Annotated in this window: 13 protein-coding genes; 8 read left to right on the top strand and 5 right to left on the bottom strand. The window is 71.3% G+C overall.

Translation table 11 applies throughout. The annotated features are described in order from the left end of the window. Positions 1-10 precede the first annotated feature (10 nt). Both VF139_12295 and VF139_12290 read left to right on the top strand, forming a co-directional pair. Positions 11-1,033 (top strand): ATP-binding protein, encoded by a 1,023-nt coding sequence (locus VF139_12295; GenBank protein ID HEX6852172.1) that lies wholly within the window; start codon positions 11-13, stop codon positions 1,031-1,033. Beyond that, positions 1,030-2,385, top strand: a complete 1,356-nt coding sequence (locus VF139_12290; protein HEX6852171.1) for a sigma-54 dependent transcriptional regulator — start codon at positions 1,030-1,032, stop codon at positions 2,383-2,385. Before VF139_12295 ends, VF139_12290 begins: the two co-directional genes overlap by 4 nt. 24 nt (positions 2,386-2,409) lie before the next feature. Here the strand turns inward: VF139_12290 and VF139_12285 are convergent, their stop codons facing one another. Both VF139_12285 and VF139_12280 read right to left on the bottom strand, forming a co-directional pair. Continuing rightward, positions 2,410-2,817, bottom strand: coding sequence for an FHA domain-containing protein (locus VF139_12285; GenBank protein HEX6852170.1), 408 nt, complete (start codon positions 2,815-2,817; stop codon positions 2,410-2,412). Continuing rightward, positions 2,817-4,355 (bottom strand): serine/threonine-protein kinase, encoded by a 1,539-nt coding sequence (locus VF139_12280; GenBank protein ID HEX6852169.1) that lies wholly within the window; start codon positions 4,353-4,355, stop codon positions 2,817-2,819. The genes VF139_12285 and VF139_12280 overlap by 1 nt, the downstream gene beginning before the upstream one ends. Positions 4,356-4,446: 91 nt before the next feature. Between VF139_12280 and VF139_12275 the strand changes: the two genes are divergently transcribed. Beyond that, positions 4,447-6,216, top strand: a complete 1,770-nt coding sequence (locus VF139_12275; protein HEX6852168.1) for a hypothetical protein — start codon at positions 4,447-4,449, stop codon at positions 6,214-6,216. A gap of 6 nt (positions 6,217-6,222) precedes the next feature. Here VF139_12275 and VF139_12270 read toward each other — a convergent pair whose 3' ends face one another. Further along, positions 6,223-7,431 carry a sialidase family protein gene (locus tag VF139_12270; protein ID HEX6852167.1) on the bottom strand — a complete coding sequence of 403 codons (1,209 nt, stop codon included), beginning with the start codon at positions 7,429-7,431 and terminating at the stop codon, positions 6,223-6,225. Between the two features lie 180 nt (positions 7,432-7,611). Here VF139_12270 and VF139_12265 point away from each other — a divergent pair, with 180 nt between their 5' ends. From VF139_12265 to VF139_12250, 4 genes are read left to right on the top strand one after another with little or no spacing between them, the layout of a single operon-like run. Further along, complete coding sequence (locus tag VF139_12265; protein ID HEX6852166.1) at positions 7,612-8,085, top strand: hypothetical protein; 474 nt, start codon at positions 7,612-7,614, stop codon at positions 8,083-8,085. Then, positions 8,082-9,287 carry a TolC family protein gene (locus VF139_12260; protein HEX6852165.1) on the top strand — a complete coding sequence of 402 codons (1,206 nt, stop codon included), beginning with the start codon at positions 8,082-8,084 and terminating at the stop codon, positions 9,285-9,287. The genes VF139_12265 and VF139_12260 overlap by 4 nt, the downstream gene beginning before the upstream one ends. Beyond that, complete coding sequence (locus VF139_12255) at positions 9,284-10,666, top strand: efflux RND transporter periplasmic adaptor subunit (GenBank protein ID HEX6852164.1); 1,383 nt, start codon at positions 9,284-9,286, stop codon at positions 10,664-10,666. The genes VF139_12260 and VF139_12255 overlap by 4 nt, the downstream gene beginning before the upstream one ends. After that, positions 10,663-13,845, top strand: coding sequence for an efflux RND transporter permease subunit (locus tag VF139_12250; protein HEX6852163.1), 3,183 nt, complete (start codon positions 10,663-10,665; stop codon positions 13,843-13,845). The genes VF139_12255 and VF139_12250 overlap by 4 nt, the downstream gene beginning before the upstream one ends. On the opposite strand, the gene VF139_12245 is transcribed toward VF139_12250, so the two are convergent. Beyond that, positions 13,842-15,221 carry an ATP-binding protein gene (locus VF139_12245; protein ID HEX6852162.1) on the bottom strand — a complete coding sequence of 460 codons (1,380 nt, stop codon included), beginning with the start codon at positions 15,219-15,221 and terminating at the stop codon, positions 13,842-13,844. The two genes, VF139_12250 and VF139_12245, sit on opposite strands and share 4 nt — an antisense overlap. Before the next feature lie 32 nt (positions 15,222-15,253). Here VF139_12245 and VF139_12240 point away from each other — a divergent pair, with 32 nt between their 5' ends. After that, positions 15,254-15,547, top strand: a complete 294-nt coding sequence (locus VF139_12240) for a DUF167 domain-containing protein (GenBank protein HEX6852161.1) — start codon at positions 15,254-15,256, stop codon at positions 15,545-15,547. On the opposite strand, the gene VF139_12235 is transcribed toward VF139_12240, so the two are convergent. After that, positions 15,537-15,870 (bottom strand): hypothetical protein (locus VF139_12235; GenBank protein HEX6852160.1); only part of this gene is annotated, 334 nt, incomplete at its 5' end. The two genes, VF139_12240 and VF139_12235, sit on opposite strands and share 11 nt — an antisense overlap.

Below are 15,870 nucleotides of genomic sequence, written 5' to 3'. Positions count from 1 at the left end.
ACTGTCCCCGATGCCGTCGAACCGCACCGCTTGGCGCACGGGGATCCTGATCGTGGCGATCGCGGCGATCGGCGTCGCGCACTACGTCACCCCGGTGCAGCACTTCCTGCTCCACAACGTCTGGCAGCGCGCCTATTACATCCCGGTCCTCCTGGCGTGCGCGTGGTTCGGGTTGAAGGGAGGCCTTCTGGTGGCCACCGCGTGCGCCGCGACCTACGCGCCGCACATCCTCCTCCACTGGGGACACAGCCAGCCCTACCAGGCCAACCAGGTCCTCGAGCTCGGGATGTTCGGGGTCGTCGCCGTCGTGGCCGGGGCGCTGTCCGATCGCGAGAGACGGTCGCGCGACGAGTTGCTGCGCGCAGATCGGCTGGCGGCGCTGGGAACCCTCGCGGCCGGGATGGCGCACGAAGTCAAGAACCCGCTCGGCGCCATCGCCGGGGCCGCGGAGATTCTCGAGCAGGACTACCCGGCCGGACACCCGCGGCGCGAGTTCCTCGACATCCTCCGCGAGGAGATCGGCAGGCTCACGACGATCACCGGGAAGTACCTCGGTTACGCCCGCTCCCCGGAGCCCGAGGTCGCGCCGCTCGACGTGAACGGAGCCGTCGAAACCGCCGTCGCGTTGGTCGGGAAGAGCGCGGCGGGGAAATCGGTGACGATCGAGACGACGCTCGACCGCTCCCTGCCGAAGGCGCTCGCCGACGCCGGACAGATCCACCAGGCCCTCGTCAACCTCGTCCTGAACGGGATGCAGGTGATGCCGTCGGGCGGGGTGTTGACGCTGGAGACCGGACGCGACGGGAACGACGTCGAGATCCGCGTGCGCGACCGCGGGCCCGGGATCCCGAAGGGTGACGAGGACAGGATCTTCGAGCCGTTCTACACCACGCGGCCGGGGGGGACGGGGCTCGGCCTCGCGATGAGCCGGCGGATCGCCGCCGCCCACCGCGGGTCGCTTTCCGCCGAGAACGCTCCGGGCGGCGGCGCGATCTTCCGGCTGCGGCTTCCGGCCGCGACGAGGGCGGAGTGAAGAAGACGATCCTCCTCGCCGACGACGACGCCAACCTCCGCCGCGTGACGGAATACCAGCTCCACGACGAGGGTTTCGCCGTCTCCGCCGTCGCCGACGGCGAGCAGGCGCTCGAGGCGCTCCGGGGGGGGACGTTCGACGTGTTGCTCACCGACGTCCTCATGCCCGGGATCGACGGAATCGCGGTCGTGGATCGCGCGCGGGCGATCGCCCCCGACGTCCCCGCGATCGTGATCACCGCGCACGGCGACGTCGCGACCGCCGTGCGGGCGATGCAGCTGGGCGCCGTCGACTTCGTCGAGAAGCCGTTCACGAAGGAGCGGCTGGTCCTCGCCGTGCGCAAGGCCCTCGAATACGCCGGCCTGCGCGACGAGAACCGGCGGCTTCGCGCCCTGGTCCAGGAGAGGGCGACCCTCGAGACATTCGTCGGCGGGGCGTCGTCGCTCCGGGCGGTGCTCGACGACCTCGCGCGCGTGGCGGCGACCGAGGCGACCGTCCTCCTGCTCGGCGAATCCGGGACCGGGAAGGAGCTCGCCGCGCGGGCGATTCACGCATTGTCGCGCCGCAAGGACGCGCCGCTCGTCGTCGTGAACTGCGCCGCGCTCCCCGAGACGCTCGTGGAGTCCGAGTTGTTCGGTCACCGGCGCGGGGCGTTCACCGGGGCGACCGAGGAACGCGTCGGGAAGTTCGAGGCGGCCCACGGCGGCACGATCTTCCTCGACGAGGTGGCGGAGCTTCCGCTCGGGGCCCAGGCGCGGCTCCTCCGCGTTCTCCAGGAAGGGGAAGTCGACAAGGTCGGGGCATCCACGCCGGTGAGGGTCGATGTGCGCGTCGTCGCGGCGACACGCGCCGATCTCGAATCCCGCGTGAAGGAAGGGAGCTTCCGCGAGGACCTCTGGTATCGGTTGAACGTGGTGCCGCTGCGCCTGCCGCCGCTGCGCGAGCGCGCCGGGGACGTGCCGGTGCTCGTCGAGTTCTTCCTCGCGAAGGCGGCGCGTAAACACGGACGGGCGATCCCCACGGTCAGCCCCGAGGCGCTCGACCGCCTGGAGCGTCACGACTGGCCGGGGAACGTGCGGGAGCTCGAGAACCTGGTCGAGCGCCTCGTCGTGCTCGGACGCTCCGATCGGATCGAGGCGGCGGATCTCCCCGAGACCGTGCGTCGCGAGACCCCGCGCTTCGGCGGGGCGCGGATCGAGATCGGACCCGACGGGATCGTTCTGGAGGAGTTGGAGAAGGGGTTGCTCGAGGAGGCGCTTCGCCGCCACGCCGGAAACCAGAGCGCCGCCGCGCGCTTCCTCGGTATCAGCCGCCAGACGCTGATCTACCGGATGAGGAAGTTCGGGCTTTAGAAGAAAAAGGGGCCTGACCCCTTTTTACTCCGAGACCGGGATCGTCCCCTCGTGGACCGAGACGCGCAGCACGGTATCGCCGACGCGGATCTCGTCCTCGTGGTCGAACTTGCGGCGGTCCACGCGCGCACCGTTGAGGAACGTCCCGTTGGTGCTCGCGAGGTCGCAGAGGTAGTAGTGGCCGGGACCGAAGATCTTGAGCTCCACGTGGCGCGAGGAGATCTTCGGGTCGTCGAGTACGACGTCGACCTTGCCGCGTCCGAGAATGAAGCTCCCGCCGCGCGAGACGTCCAGCACCTTTCCCTTGTCGGGGCCGGCGACAATCCGCAGGAAGATCTTCGTGTCCTTCGGGATCACGCCTCCGGTCGGTCGCGGCTGGTGGAGCCGCTCGTCGAGCACCGTCCCTTCGCCCGAGTCCTTCTTCGCGCTCATCACTCCTCCACGACGTCCCAGTCGGTCGCGATGCGGTCGATCGGCCAGGTCGCCACGTCGATCCCCAGGCGGTACCCCTCCTTGGGGTCGACCTCCACGTCGAGCGTCTTCGACAACGAAAGGCCGTTCGGCCCGGAGACGGACACCGTCAGCTCGTGCGCTCCCGAGCGCAGCCGCAGCCGCGCCGACTCGTCCCCGCTCCGGTAGCCCCAGACCCCGAGGAACTTCCGCTCCGGCGCCTGGAGCGACCGCTTCAGGAGTGACTCGCCGTCGCTCGAGATCTCGAGCACGCCCCTCTCGAGGTCGTGATCGACGACGACGTGGACCGCCGCCGACCGCCCCGCGGCGATCGCGCGGAGCTTCTCGCCGAGGCCCTCCCCCCGTCCGGAGTTCGCCGGCGAGATCTCCAGGCGCGCGAAGAGCACCACCAGCACGATCGTCCCCACGATGCCGGCGAGGATCCTGGGGTTCACGCCCCGGAGATTCGTCACGAGGACCGCGATCCGGTCCCGTACACCCGGGGCCTTCTCGCGGGTCCAATTCGCGACCTCCCGCGCGTGCCGCTTCGCGTCGGTCGCGACCCGGCGCGAGAATCGCACCGCCCCCACCGCCGCGGCGGAGGCGAGCGTCGCCGCCTTGTCCTCGACGCGATCGACCGGCGCCGCCTCCACGAGCGTGCGATCGACCGGCTCCGGGTCGTTGGCGGCGCGAAGCGCCTGCGCGAACTCCGCCCCCGACGCGAATCGAGCCGCGGGATCCTTCGCGAGGGCCCGCAGGATCACCGCCTCGAACGCGGGATCGATCTTCGGGTTGATCGACGAGGGGCGCTCCGGCTCGGCGTGGCAGACCGCGTAGGCGATCGCCGGGAGGTTCTCCCCGTCGAACGGGCGCTTGCCGGTCGCGAGGAGGTAGAACACGGCGCCGAGCGAGAACAGGTCGGCCCGCCCGTCGACCTTGTCCCCGCGGATCTGCTCCGGAGCGGCGAACGCCGGCGAGCCCATGAACGTCCCCTCGCGGGTCAGCTCCGACTCGGCGAGCCGCGCGATCCCGAAGTCGGCGATGCGGGCGCGGCCGTCGGAGCCGACGAGCAGGTTCGCCGGTTTCACGTCGCGGTGGACGACCCCCTTCGCGTGCGCGGCGTCGAGCGCCTCGGCGATCTGGATCGTCCAGTTGACGACCTGCGCGAAGGGCGGCGGGATCGTACGGCTCCGGGCGGCGTCGAGGGTCTCCCCGTCGACGAGCTCCATTACGATGAAGGGGCGCCCGTCCCCCGCGGTGCCGACGTCGTGGATCGAGACGATCCCGGGATGGGAAAGGCGCCCCGCGGCCCGGGCCTCGAGCAGGAACCGAGATTCCCACTGCGCCCGGCGCCCCTCGCTCAACCCATCGGGGATCTTGAGGAGCTTGACGGCGACCGATCGGCCGATCTGAGGGTCCTCGGCGCTCCAGACCTCCCCGACCGCCCCGTGACCGAGGCGTGTCCGGAGGCGGTAACGCCCGGCGGAGGGGGCGGTGGCAGGGGTCTCGGCGGAAATCACGAGAAGGAATTTAAGTCTCGAGGCGCTCGGGGCAAGGCGTCGGAAGGGGCCGATTTGCGCGACTCCCCCGCGGACCCCACGTTTTCGGGGCATGCCGGGAGACCCGTACGTCCGATTCCGGTCCCTCGACGGCTCGCACCCCCTGCGCGCCGCCCTCCCGGAGGGGTGCGTCACCTACCCCGCCCGGCGGGTCAGCGACGCGCGGATCGCCTGGTTCAACTTCGCGCTCGCCCGCGAGATGGGGTTGATCCCGAAGGGTCATCTCGACCGCATGGACGACGGGTTGCGCGACGCGATCCTCGACACCTTCGCGATCCGGATCGTCAACGAGTGGGACGTGGCGAACCGCACGCCGATCCCCGTCGACGCGTGGAAGACCGGCCGTTACATGGCGACGCGTTACCTGCAGCTCCAGCACCCGGGGCGCCAGGGGCGTACGTCGGGGGACGGGCGCAGCGTCTGGATCGGGTGCATCGACGGCCCCGACGGCGCCTGGGACGTGTCCGCGTGCGGAACCGGCGTGACGGCGCTTTGTCCCGCAACGGCCGCCACGCGCCGTTTCCAACGGACGGGGGGGCGTTCGGTCTCGTACGGATGCGGAACGGCGTCGCTCCAGGAGGGGTTCGCCGCCGCGGTCATGAGCGAGACGCTCCATCGCAACGGCATCGCGACCGAGAGGGTGCTGGCGATCCTCGACGTCGGGCACGGCTTCGCGATCAACGTCCGCGCGGGGCGGAACCTCCTCCGCCCGGCGCACTTCATGACCTGGTCCAAGCGCCGCGACGCGGACGCCGTGGCGCGCCTCGCGCGTTACCACGCCGAGCGCTCGGGGGTCGCCCCGGCGGACCTCGCCGACGCTATCGCCTCCGAGTTCGCGCGCGCCGCCGCGACGTTCGAGAGCGAATACCTCTTCGTCTGGCTCGACTGGGACGGCGACAACATCCTCATGGACGGGGGCATTCTCGACTACGGCTCCGTCCGGCAGTTCGGGCTCTACCACCGCGATTACCGCTACGACGACGACCAACGCTGGTCGACGACCCTCCCGGAGCAATGGCGGAAGGCGCGCCACGTCGTGCAGAACTTCGCCCAGATCCGCGACCTCGCGACGACGGGGCGGGCGAAGCCGCTCGAGGCGTACCGTCGCGATCGCGCCGTGCGTCGCTTCGAGGGGGAGCTCGCCGACTGGCGCCTGCGGCTGCTCTTGCGGCGGGTCGGGTTCCCCCACGACCTCGCCGAGGCGCTGCTCGCGCGCGAGCGGAAGAAGGTGGAGCGATTCGGCGCCGCGCACCGCTGGTTCGAGCACGCCCGCTCGGCGAAGGGCCTGCGGCGCGTCGAGGACGGGATCACGCGCAACGCGATCTACTCGACCCGCGACCTGCTGCGCGAGCTGCCGCGGCGCTACCTCGCGGGCGAATCGACGGTCCCCGCGCAGGAGTTCCTCGACCTCGCGGCGTCCACCTACGCCTCGCGGGCGGAGCGGGTCGCGACCGCGTCCCGCACGCGGCGCGCGACGCGGTTCCAGAAGACCTACTTCGACCTCGTCCAGGCGGCGGCCGCGATCGCCCGCGTCCCCGCGCGCGACGTGTTGTTCGAGGTCGCGGCGCGCTCGGCGATCATCAACCGCTGGGCCCGGATCACCGGGGACGCCGCCGTCCACGTCGCCGCGCGTCTCGCCCGAATGTCCCGCCGGCTGGGTCCCGACGCGACCTGGGCCCTGCTCGTGCGGTTCGTCGAGGAACACGTCACCTCCCCCGAGCGCCGCACGCGCCCCGCCTTCGGGTCGCGCGCCCCGATCGACCTCAAGCGCGTCTTCGACGCCATGGTCGCGGACGTGGAGCACTTCCGGTACGGGCTCTAGGGCCGGTCACGGTCCCAATCGCGCCGTACGGATCCGGGACGGGTCTCCCGGCTCGGTCCACGCGACCAGCACGTCCGGGCCGTGGGCGGCCGACCGTGGAAAACCGGCCGCCCGCGAGCCGGGGGTCGACGCGATCCGGACGAGCGGACCGAGCGCCCCGCCGGCCGTCACGCGGCGCGCCAGGATCTCGGACGCGCCTCGTCCGTCGTCGATCCAGGTCACGAGCGCGGACCCGTCGTCGAACGCCGCGAGGTCGACCCGTCCCGCCGGCCGCCCGGCATCGACGTCGCTCGGGGGGCCGAACGTGCGGCCGCCGTCGCGCGAGGCCGCGACGCGGACCCGAGGCGTCGGCTCCTCGCCGGGTGCGGTGAACCACGCGATCCAGACCCGATCCCCCGCGGCCGCGAGCGCGGGGCCGTTGACCGGGCATCCGGGCATCTTCCATCCGTCGTCGTGGACGACGCGCGGCTCGGACCATCGCTCGCCATCGAAGCGCGACACCGCGATGTCGCGGATCTCGCCCTCGGAGCGGTCCCGGTAGGCCACGACGAGGCCGCCGTCCCCGGCGCGCACGGCGGCGGTCTGGCAGCAGTCGCAGACGCGCCCGTCGATCAGATCCGCCCGCTCGATCTCGCCGCTGGCGGCGACGATCGCGCTCCGCAGGGTCATGGGTCCCGAGTGGCCCTCGTGCCCCGCCCCGGTCTCCCGTCCGTCGAGCCAGACCGCGGCGATCCTTCCCCCGGGAATCGGCACCTTGGAGACGAACCCGTGCTCGGTCGGGGATGCGTCGTGAGGGGAGAGCGGCGAGCTCCAAGACCGGCCCCCGTCCCGCGAGAACGACAGCGAAACGGCGTAGGCGTAAGGTCCCGCGCCCGTCTTCCGGAGCCAATGTGCGGCCAGGGTCCCGTCCTCCAGGACCGCGAGGGACGGGAAGTCGGCCCAGTTCACGAACCAGTCGGTGCCGTGGGCGACGGTCCGCGCCCCCGACCACCGCGTCCCCTCCCATGCGGCGAACCGCAGGGCGTGCCCTCCCGACGCGACGGGCTCGATCCAGCTGAGGTACACGCGCCCGTCGGCTCCGGTCTCGACCGACGGCTCCGCACTCCCGGGCGCGGCGGGGGGCTCGATCTCGCGGACGACGTCCGGCGGCGTGCGGCACGCGCCGAGCACGGCCGAGATCAGTGCCACCAGCAGGGAGCAGCCGCGAATTCTCATGGACACCCGGGTTCGTCGCCGATCGTTCCGCACGAGACAGGATTATGCGCCCGGAGAAGCTGTCTCATCCCCAACACCCCCCTGCTCCAAGCGCTACACTCGAATCCGTCCCACCCCGACGAAACCGCGTGAGGACGTGGCCTCCCGCGTGGCACGTCCGTTGCGCTACGGAGCGTCGCCATGTCCACGACCCTACGCACGCTGCTTCTCCTCCCGGTCCTCCTCGGCGCCGCCTGCGCGCGCGAGCAGGCGTCGTGCAACCAGTGCGGACGCGAGGAGTGCAGGAACCTGGCGTTCGCGGTTTACGAGACCTCCGGAAAGGTCGAGCAGACCTGCTGCCCGCGCTGCGCCCTGCGGTACCTCGCCGAGGAGCGCCCGCAGGTGTCGCGGCTCGAGGTGAAGGCATTCGACGACGCGTCGACCCTCGACGCGACGAAGGCGTTCTACGTCGAGGGGTCGGACGCGCACCCGTGCGCGCACCCCGCGGGGACCAACCCACCGACCGACGAGCGCGGATGCTGTCTCAAGACCGTCTACGACCGCTGCGAGCCGAGCCTCGTCGCCTTCGGCGACGCCGCGAAGGCGGCGGCCTTCGCCCACGACCACGGGGGATTCCTGCGCACGTGGGACCACCTAAGCGAGCCCGCGCGATGATCCTCGCGGCGCTCCTCGATCTTTCGGCCCTGCTCGCCGAGGCGGAGGCCAACGCCCCCGCGATCCGCGCCGCCCAGTACCGCGTCGCCGCGGCCGCCGAGCGCGCCCCGCAGGCCCAGGCCCTCCCGGACCCGCTGCTGTCGCTCACCTACGAGAACGAGTCGCTCGACCGGATCACCTGGGGAGAGTCGATGGACACCGGCGCCACGGTGACGTGGACGCAGGAGTTTCCCGGCGGCGGCAAACGCGACGCCCGGGAGCAGTTCGCCCTCGCCGAGCGGCGCGTGGCGGTCGAGAGCTCCGCGGCGATCCTCGCGACGGTGCGCGCAAGGGTGTTCACCGCCTACGTCGAGCTTCACCGCATCGACCGCACCCGCGCCATCGTGGAGGGCTCGCGCCCGCTCCTCGAGGCGGCGCGCGACGCCGCCCGCGTGCGATTCGAGAACGGCGAGGGAACCCTCGCCGACGTGCTCAAGGCCGGCACGGCGCTCTCGCGCCTCGAGATCGACCTCGCCGCTCTCGACGGGGAGCGGGGGCGCGCGGAAGCGTCGCTGGGCGCCGTCCTCGGCCGCACCGGGCCGGCTCGCTTCGCCCCGGCCCTCGACCCCCCCGTCGAGCTCCCATGGGACCCCACCGCCGCGGAGGCGGCCGCGCTCGAGAACGCGCCGGAGCTCCGGCGGCTGGCTTCCGAAAGCGCGCGAGAGAGCTCGCGGATCGACGCGGCCCGCCTCGAGATGAAACCCGACTGGATGGCTTCGGGGGCCTACACCGAGCGCGGCCCCCTCGAGTCCATGGTCATGGGGATGGTGGGCGTGCGCCTGCCGCTCTGGCGCGACCGCAAGCAGGCCCGCGCGGTTGCCGAGGCCGAGCGGGAGAGGGACGCGATCGACGCCGACGTCGACGCGGCGCGCGCGGCGCTCGTCGCCGAGGTGCGCGACGTCGCCGCCCGGATCGACGAGGCGGCCCGCCGAACGAGCCTCCTCGAGCAGGCGATCGTCCCGCAGCGCCGGGCGGCGTTCGACGCAGCCCTGGCCGCCTACCGCAACGGCCGCGCCGACTTCGCCTCCGTCCTCGACGAGGTCGAGGGGCTCTACACCGAATCGATCGAGATCGAAACCCAGCGCGGCGCGCGATGGTCCGCCCTCGCCGCCCTCGAGCCGCTGACCGGCCGCGCGTGGCTCGGCCCCGGAGTGTCCCGATGAAGCGCCCCCTCGTCGTCCTGCTTCTGGTCGCCGTCTTCGCGGGGATCGTCGGAACGACCGCCTGGCTCGTGATGCACCGCGATCACGGCGGCGGGCACGATCCCGCCGGGGAACAAGCGGCGCCGCGTTACCACTGCCCGATGCACCCGCAGATCACCTCGGACAAGCCCGGCTCCTGTCCGATCTGCGGCATGGACCTCGTCCCCATCGACGCGGAGCGGACGCAGGCGCCCCCGAAGCCCGTGTATCACTGCCCGATGCACCCGCAGATCACCCAGGACGGCCCCGGCTCCTGCCCGATCTGCGGGATGGACCTCGTTCCCGTCTCGGCCGAGCGGATGGGAACCGAGGACGAGACGGCCGATCGGGCCGAGGTGCGGATCCCCTCCGCGAAGCTCGCGGGGATCGGCGCCCGGAGCGAGGAGGTCGTGTCCGCGCCGTTCGTTCGCGAGGTCCGTGCCGCGGCGAGCGTCGCCGCCGACGAGACGCGCCTGCGCACGGTGACGACCAAGATCGACGGCTACGTGGAGAAGTTGTGGGCCGACGCCGTCGGCGCCGTCGTCGTGAAGGGGCAGCCCCTCCTCGAGATCTACAGCCCCGAGCTGCTCGCCGCGCAGCAGGAGTTCCTCGTCGCCCTGCGCGCGAAGGAGCGGCTGGCGACGAGCCCCCTCCCCGCCGTCTCGGGAACGGGGGCGGACCTGTTGGACAGCGCGCGCCGCCGCCTGGAGCTCCTCGACCTGACCCCGGCGCAGATCGACGCGCTGGCCGCGACCGGGAAGGCCTCGCGCACCGTCGTCGTCGACGCCCCGATCGGCGGAACGATCCTCAAGCGCGACGTCGTCCAGGGGATGCGGGTGAGCCGCGAGATGCCGCTCCTGGAGCTTTCCGATCTCTCCCGCGTCTGGGTCATCGCGTCGGTCTTCGAGCACGAGCTCCCCTTCGTGAAGGAGGGGCAGCGCGCGCGGATGAGCCTCGCGTACCTCCCGGGGCAGGTCTTCGAGGGGAAGGTCGAGAAGGTCTACCCCACCCTCGACGCGACGACGCGCGCGGCGCAGGTACGCGTCGCCTTCCCCAACGCCGACGGCGCGCTCAGGCCCGGGATGTTCGCGGAGGTCGTCCTCGAAGCCGACCTCGGAGAGCGCCTGCGCGTCCCCACCGACGCGGTCGTCGACACCGGGACCCGCAAGGTGGTCTTCGTCGAGCGCGAGCCCGGCCTCTTCGAGCCGCGCACGATCACGACGGGGCTCGAGCTCCCCGACGCCGTGGAGGTCGTCTCCGGCCTCGAGGCGGGCGAGAAGGTCCTCGCCGCCGGGACGTTCTTCGTCGACTCGGAGTCCAAGCTACGGGCGGCGCTGCAGTCCACGGCCCATCACCCATGATCGGAAGGGTCATCGAGTTCTCGGCGAGGAACCGCATCCTCGTCCTGATGCTGACGGCCGCCGCCGTCGCCTTCGCGTTCCACGCGATGCGCAACGTTCCCCTCGACGCGATCCCCGACCTGTCGGACACGCAGGTCATCGTCTTCTCGAAGTGGGACCGAAGCCCCGACGTGATCGAGGACCAGGTCACCTACCCGATCGTGTCGGCGCTGCTCGGCGCGCCCAAGGTGAAGGCGATCCGGGGATTCTCGGACTTCGGCTTCTCGTACGTCTACGTGATCTTCGAGGACGGCACCGACATCTACTGGGCCCGCAGCCGCGTCCTCGAGTACCTCTCCAAGATCCTGCCGCGGCTCCCGCAGGGGGTCTCGACCGAACTCGGACCCGACGCGACGGGGGTGGGCTGGGTCTACCAGTACGCCCTGGTCGACCGTGAGGGGAAACACGACCTCGCGTCGCTCCGCTCCTTCCAGGACTGGTCGCTGCGGTACTGGCTCCAGAGCGTCCCGGGGGTCGCCGAGGTCGCCTCGATCGGCGGCTTCCAGAAGCAGTACCAGGTGACGGTGGACCCCGAGGCGATGCAGGCGCGGGGCGTCTCCGTCCTCCAGGTCGCCGAGGCGGTCCGCCAGGGGAACGAGGAAGTCGGCGGCCGCGTCATCGAGATCGCCGGCGCCGAGACGATGGTCCGAGGGCGCGGCTACGCGCGGTCGACCGGCGACCTCGGCGAGATCGTGGTCGCGACGGGCCCGGGGGGCGTGCCGGTGCGCGTGCGCGACGTGGCGCGCGTGGCGGTCGGCCCCGACATGAAACGCGGCATCTCCGACCTGGACGGGAAGGGGGACACGGTCGGCGGCATCGTCGTCATGCGCCACGGGGAGAACGCCCTCAACGTGATCGACCGCGTGAAGGCGAAGCTCGAAGAGGTGAAGCCGTCCCTTCCGGAAGGGGTCGAGATCGTCCCGGTCTACGACCGCGCGGACCTGATCGAGCGCGCGATCGCCCTGCTGAAGCAGGAGCTGATCGCGGCGATGGTGATCGTCTCCCTCGTCATCCTGCTGTTCCTCTGGCACGTCCCCTCGGCGATCGTGCCGATCGTCACGATCCCGGTCTCGGTCGCGCTGGCGTTCATCCCCATGTACTTCATGGGGATCACCTCGAACATCATGTCGCTCGCCGGGATCGCGATCTCGATCGGCGTGCTCGTGGACGGCGCGATCATCGAGGTCGAGAACGCCTACAACAAGATCCACCACTGGCAGGCTGCCGGAAGCAAGGGGGACTTCCACGCGGTCCGCCTCGAGGCGCTCAAGGAGGTCGGGCCGTCGGTCTTCTTCTCGCTGCTCGTGATCGCGGTGGCCTTCCTCCCGATCTTCACCCTCGTGGACCAGGAAGGGCGCCTGTTCACCCCCCTCGCCTGGACCAAGAACCTCACGATGGCGATCGCGGCGATCCTCGCGATCACCCTCGATCCGGCGATGCGGATGCTCTTCGCCCGGATCGAGCCGTTCCGCTTCCGGCCGAGGCCGCTCGCCTGGGCCGCGAACGGCCTTCTCGTCGGCACCTACCACGCCGAGGAACGCCACCCCGTCAGCCGGATCCTGATCCGTGCCTACGAGCCGGTCTGCCGCCTCGTCCTCGACTGGCCGAAGACGACGATCGTGCTGGCCCTCGTCGTCCTGGCGAGCACCGTCCCCGTCTACCTCTCCCTCGGCCACGAGTTCATGCCGCCGCTGGACGAGGGCTCGCTGCTGTACATGCCGACGACTCTCCCCGGTCTCTCGGTCACCGAGGCCGAGCGGATGCTCGGCCACATGGACCGGATCCTCGCCGGGATCCCGGAGGTCCGGAGCGTCTTCGGAAAGGCCGGCCGCGCCGACACGGCGACCGACCCCGCCCCGTTCTCGATGTTCGAGACGACGATCGTCCTCAAGCCGAAGTCGGAGTGGCGCGAGGGGCTCACCCGGGAGGCGCTCGTCGCCGAGCTCGACTCGAAGATGCAGTTTCCCGGCGTCACCAACGCCTGGACGATGCCGATCAAGGCGCGGATCGACATGTTGACCACGGGGATCCGGACCCCCGTCGGCATCAAGATCTACGGCTCCGATCTCGCGGCGATCGAGCGCGTCGGTGCGGAGATCGAGGCGGCGGTGCGGGACGTCCCGGGAACCCGCAGCGTCTTCGCGGAGCGCACGGCCGGGGGGTATTTCCTCGACTTCGAGCTGAAGCGCGACGCCCTGGCCCGCTACGGCCTCTCGATCCGCGACGCCCAAGAGACGATCCTGACCGCCGTCGGCGGCGAGAACGTCACCACGACGGTCGAGGGGCGCGGCCGGTACGGCGTCTCGGTCCGCTACCCGCGGGAGCTCCGGGACAACGTTGCCGCCCTGTCGCGCGTTCTCGTCCCGACCCCCTCGGGAGCGCAGATCCCCGTCGGCCAGATCGCCGACCTGAGGCTGACGACCGGTCCGGCGATGATCCGGAACGAAAACGGCCTGCTCGCCGGGTACGTGTACGTCGACCTGACCGGCTCCGACGTGGGCGGGTACGTCGAGCGCGCCAAAGCCGCGGTGGCCGAGCGCGTGGCCCTTCCCGCCGGGACCTCGGTCCAGTGGAGCGGACAGTACGAGAACATGCTCCGGGTTCGGGAGCGCCTGAAGGTCGTGATCCCGATCACGCTGGTCCTGATCTTCGTCCTGCTCTACGCGAACACGAAATCGGCCGTGAAGACGCTGATGGTCGGCGCCGCCGTCCCGTTCTCCCTCGTCGGCGCCGTCTGGCTCCTCTGGGCCCTCGACTACAACGTCTCGATCGCCACGTGGGTCGGGATGATCGCCCTGATGGGTCTCGACGCGGAGACCGGCATCTTCATGCTCCTGTTCCTCGACCTTGCCTACGACGACGCCGTCCGGCGCGGCGCGATGCTCACCCGCCGCGACCTGCGCGAGGCGATCGTGCACGGGGCGGTGAAGCGCATCCGTCCGAAGATGATGACCGTCGCCGCGGCGTTCATCGGACTGCTCCCCATCATGTTCTCCGACGGCACCGGCGCCGACATGATGAAGCGCGTCGTCGCCCCGATGGTCGGCGGGCTCGTCACGTCGTTCGCGCTGGAACTGCTCGTCTACCCGCCGCTGTACGAGATGTGGAAGCGGCGCCACCTCCCGGAGACCTCCGGCTAGCCGGCGTCGAGCCGTTCCCGGACCAGGCGCGCCAGACGCTGGGGGGAGTAGGGTTTCGTCAGGAAGTTGACCCCCTCGACGAGCTCCGCGAGCCCCTCGCCGACCTCCGCGCTGTATCCGCTCGTGTAGACGATCCGGGTCGTCGGACGGGACGCCGCGAGCCGGCGGCCGAGCTCGAGCCCGGTCACGCCCCCCGGCATCACGAGATCGGTCACGACGAGGTCGATCGCCCCCTCGTGCGCCTGCGCGAGGTCCAGGGCTTCGACGCCGTTCGACGCCTGGAGGACCCGGTAGCCCAGCGGGGACAGCACGTCGACGATCATCGCGCGCACCGACGGCTCGTCCTCGACGAGCAGGAGCGTCTCGCTCCCGCCGCGCGGCGCCGACGGCGGGGCCGGCGGGGCCGTGGCTTCCGCGTGCTCGTGCCGCGGGATCGACACGCGGAAGGTGGTCCCCCGCCCCACCGCGCTGTCCACGTCGATCCTCCCGCCGTGCTCCTCGACGATGCCGAAGACCGTCGCGAGCCCGAGCCCGGTTCCCTTGCCGACCTCCTTCGTCGTGAAGAACGGCTCGAAGATCCTCGGAACGATCTCGGGCGGGATGCCGGCTCCGTCGTCGGTGACGTCGAGCCGGACGAACGCGCGCCCGTCCCGCTCCGCGGGCGAGGTGGCGACGACGAGGCTCCCCCCTCCGGGCATCGCGTCGCGCGCGTTCACCGCGAGGTTGAGGAGCACCTGCTCGATCATCCCGGGATCGGCGTGGATCGGGAGCTTCTCCTCCGCGCACCGCACGTGCAGCTCGATGTCCTCTCCGAGGATCCTCCTCAGCAGCTTCGTCGTGTCGGCGACCACCGCGTTGAGGTCCACGTCGCGCAGCTGCATCACCTGCCGCCGGCTGAACAGGAGCAGCTGCCGGGTCAGCCCGCTCGCCCGCTCCGCGGCGCGGGTGATCTCGTCGCAGGAGTCCCGCAGCGCCGGCGGAAGGTCCCGGTGCCGCCGCAACATCTCGACGCGCCCCTGGATCACGACGAGCAGGTTGTTGAAGTCGTGGGCGACCCCACCCGCGAGCTGTCCGATCGCCTCCATCTTCTGCGCCTGGCGGAACCGCTCCTGGACGTCCCGCGCGGCCGCCTCGGAGCGAAGGCGCGAGGCGATCTCCTCGTCGAGGCTGGCGCGGTGGCGGCGCAACAGGGTGTAGAGGATCGCGGCGGTGGCGACGACGAAGAACAGCCCCTTCAGCGTCTGGAAGTAGGCGAACGAAGAAAGGTCGGGCGCGACCGCGGAGAGGACCCGGTCCGAGAAGACGATCCACATCCCCGCGACGAGGAGGTAGAAACCGGCGTACCGGATCGGGGCGGTCGTGTTCGGGGCCTTCACGGTTGCCCGCGAGTCTAGCCTAGACTTCGCCCGTGACCGACTCCCTCGACCTCGTCCCCGTCCCCGGCGGCACGCGCCTGCGGCTGCGCGTGCACCCCAAGGCGAGGAAGGACGCGATCACGGGGGTACATGCGGGCGCCCTGAAGGTATCCGTCACCGCCCCTCCCGAGAAGGGGAAGGCCAATGACGCCGTGGTCAAGCTCCTCGCGAAGGCGCTCGATCTGCCGAAGGGCTCGATCGAGATCGTCGGCGGGGAGACGAGCCAGGACAAGACGGTGGTGGTGGGGCTCGATCCGGAAGCCGTACGACGCCGGCTCACCACCTGAGCGACAGGCAGCTCAACCCGCCGTCCATCTTGCGGAACTCGGACATCCCGAGCGGAACCACGTCGTAACCCAGGCGGCGCAGCCGGAGCTCGAGGACGGGGAACCCGGCGGCGAGAAGGACGCGGTCGTTCACGCGCACGGCGTTCGCGGCGTAGTGGTCCTCCTCCGGCACGAGCACCAGCTCGAACCGGCGGATGGCCGGCTCCTCCGCGAGCGCGGCGACGGCCATCAGCCTCCCGTCGCCGAGATCGGCGAGCCCCGTCTTGAGGTGCAAGAGGCCGGGGACGCCGCGAATGTCGATCAGGTGCGGCCGCACCCCGCGC

Source organism: Candidatus Polarisedimenticolaceae bacterium, assembly GCA_036376135.1.
GTDB lineage: Bacteria > Acidobacteriota > Polarisedimenticolia > Polarisedimenticolales > DASRJG01 > DASVAW01.
The sequence above is the reverse complement of the archived record's forward strand: the minus strand, read 5'-3'. Positions and strand labels throughout refer to the sequence as shown.

What these genes read in the sequence shown, in the direction of transcription:
- VF139_12295 (HEX6852172.1), top strand. Translation starts at nt 11, where the DNA reads ATGCCGTCGAACCGCACCGCTTGGCGCACGGGGATCCTGATCGTGGCG.
- VF139_12285 (HEX6852170.1), bottom strand. Translation starts at nt 2,817, where the DNA reads ATGAGCGCGAAGAAGGACTCGGGCGAAGGGACGGTGCTCGACGAGCGG.
- VF139_12275 (HEX6852168.1), top strand. Translation starts at nt 4,447, where the DNA reads ATGCCGGGAGACCCGTACGTCCGATTCCGGTCCCTCGACGGCTCGCAC.
- VF139_12270 (HEX6852167.1), bottom strand. Translation starts at nt 7,431, where the DNA reads ATGAGAATTCGCGGCTGCTCCCTGCTGGTGGCACTGATCTCGGCCGTG.
- VF139_12265 (HEX6852166.1), top strand. Translation starts at nt 7,612, where the DNA reads ATGTCCACGACCCTACGCACGCTGCTTCTCCTCCCGGTCCTCCTCGGC.
- VF139_12260 (HEX6852165.1), top strand. Translation starts at nt 8,082, where the DNA reads ATGATCCTCGCGGCGCTCCTCGATCTTTCGGCCCTGCTCGCCGAGGCG.
- VF139_12255 (HEX6852164.1), top strand. Translation starts at nt 9,284, where the DNA reads ATGAAGCGCCCCCTCGTCGTCCTGCTTCTGGTCGCCGTCTTCGCGGGG.
- VF139_12250 (HEX6852163.1), top strand. Translation starts at nt 10,663, where the DNA reads ATGATCGGAAGGGTCATCGAGTTCTCGGCGAGGAACCGCATCCTCGTC.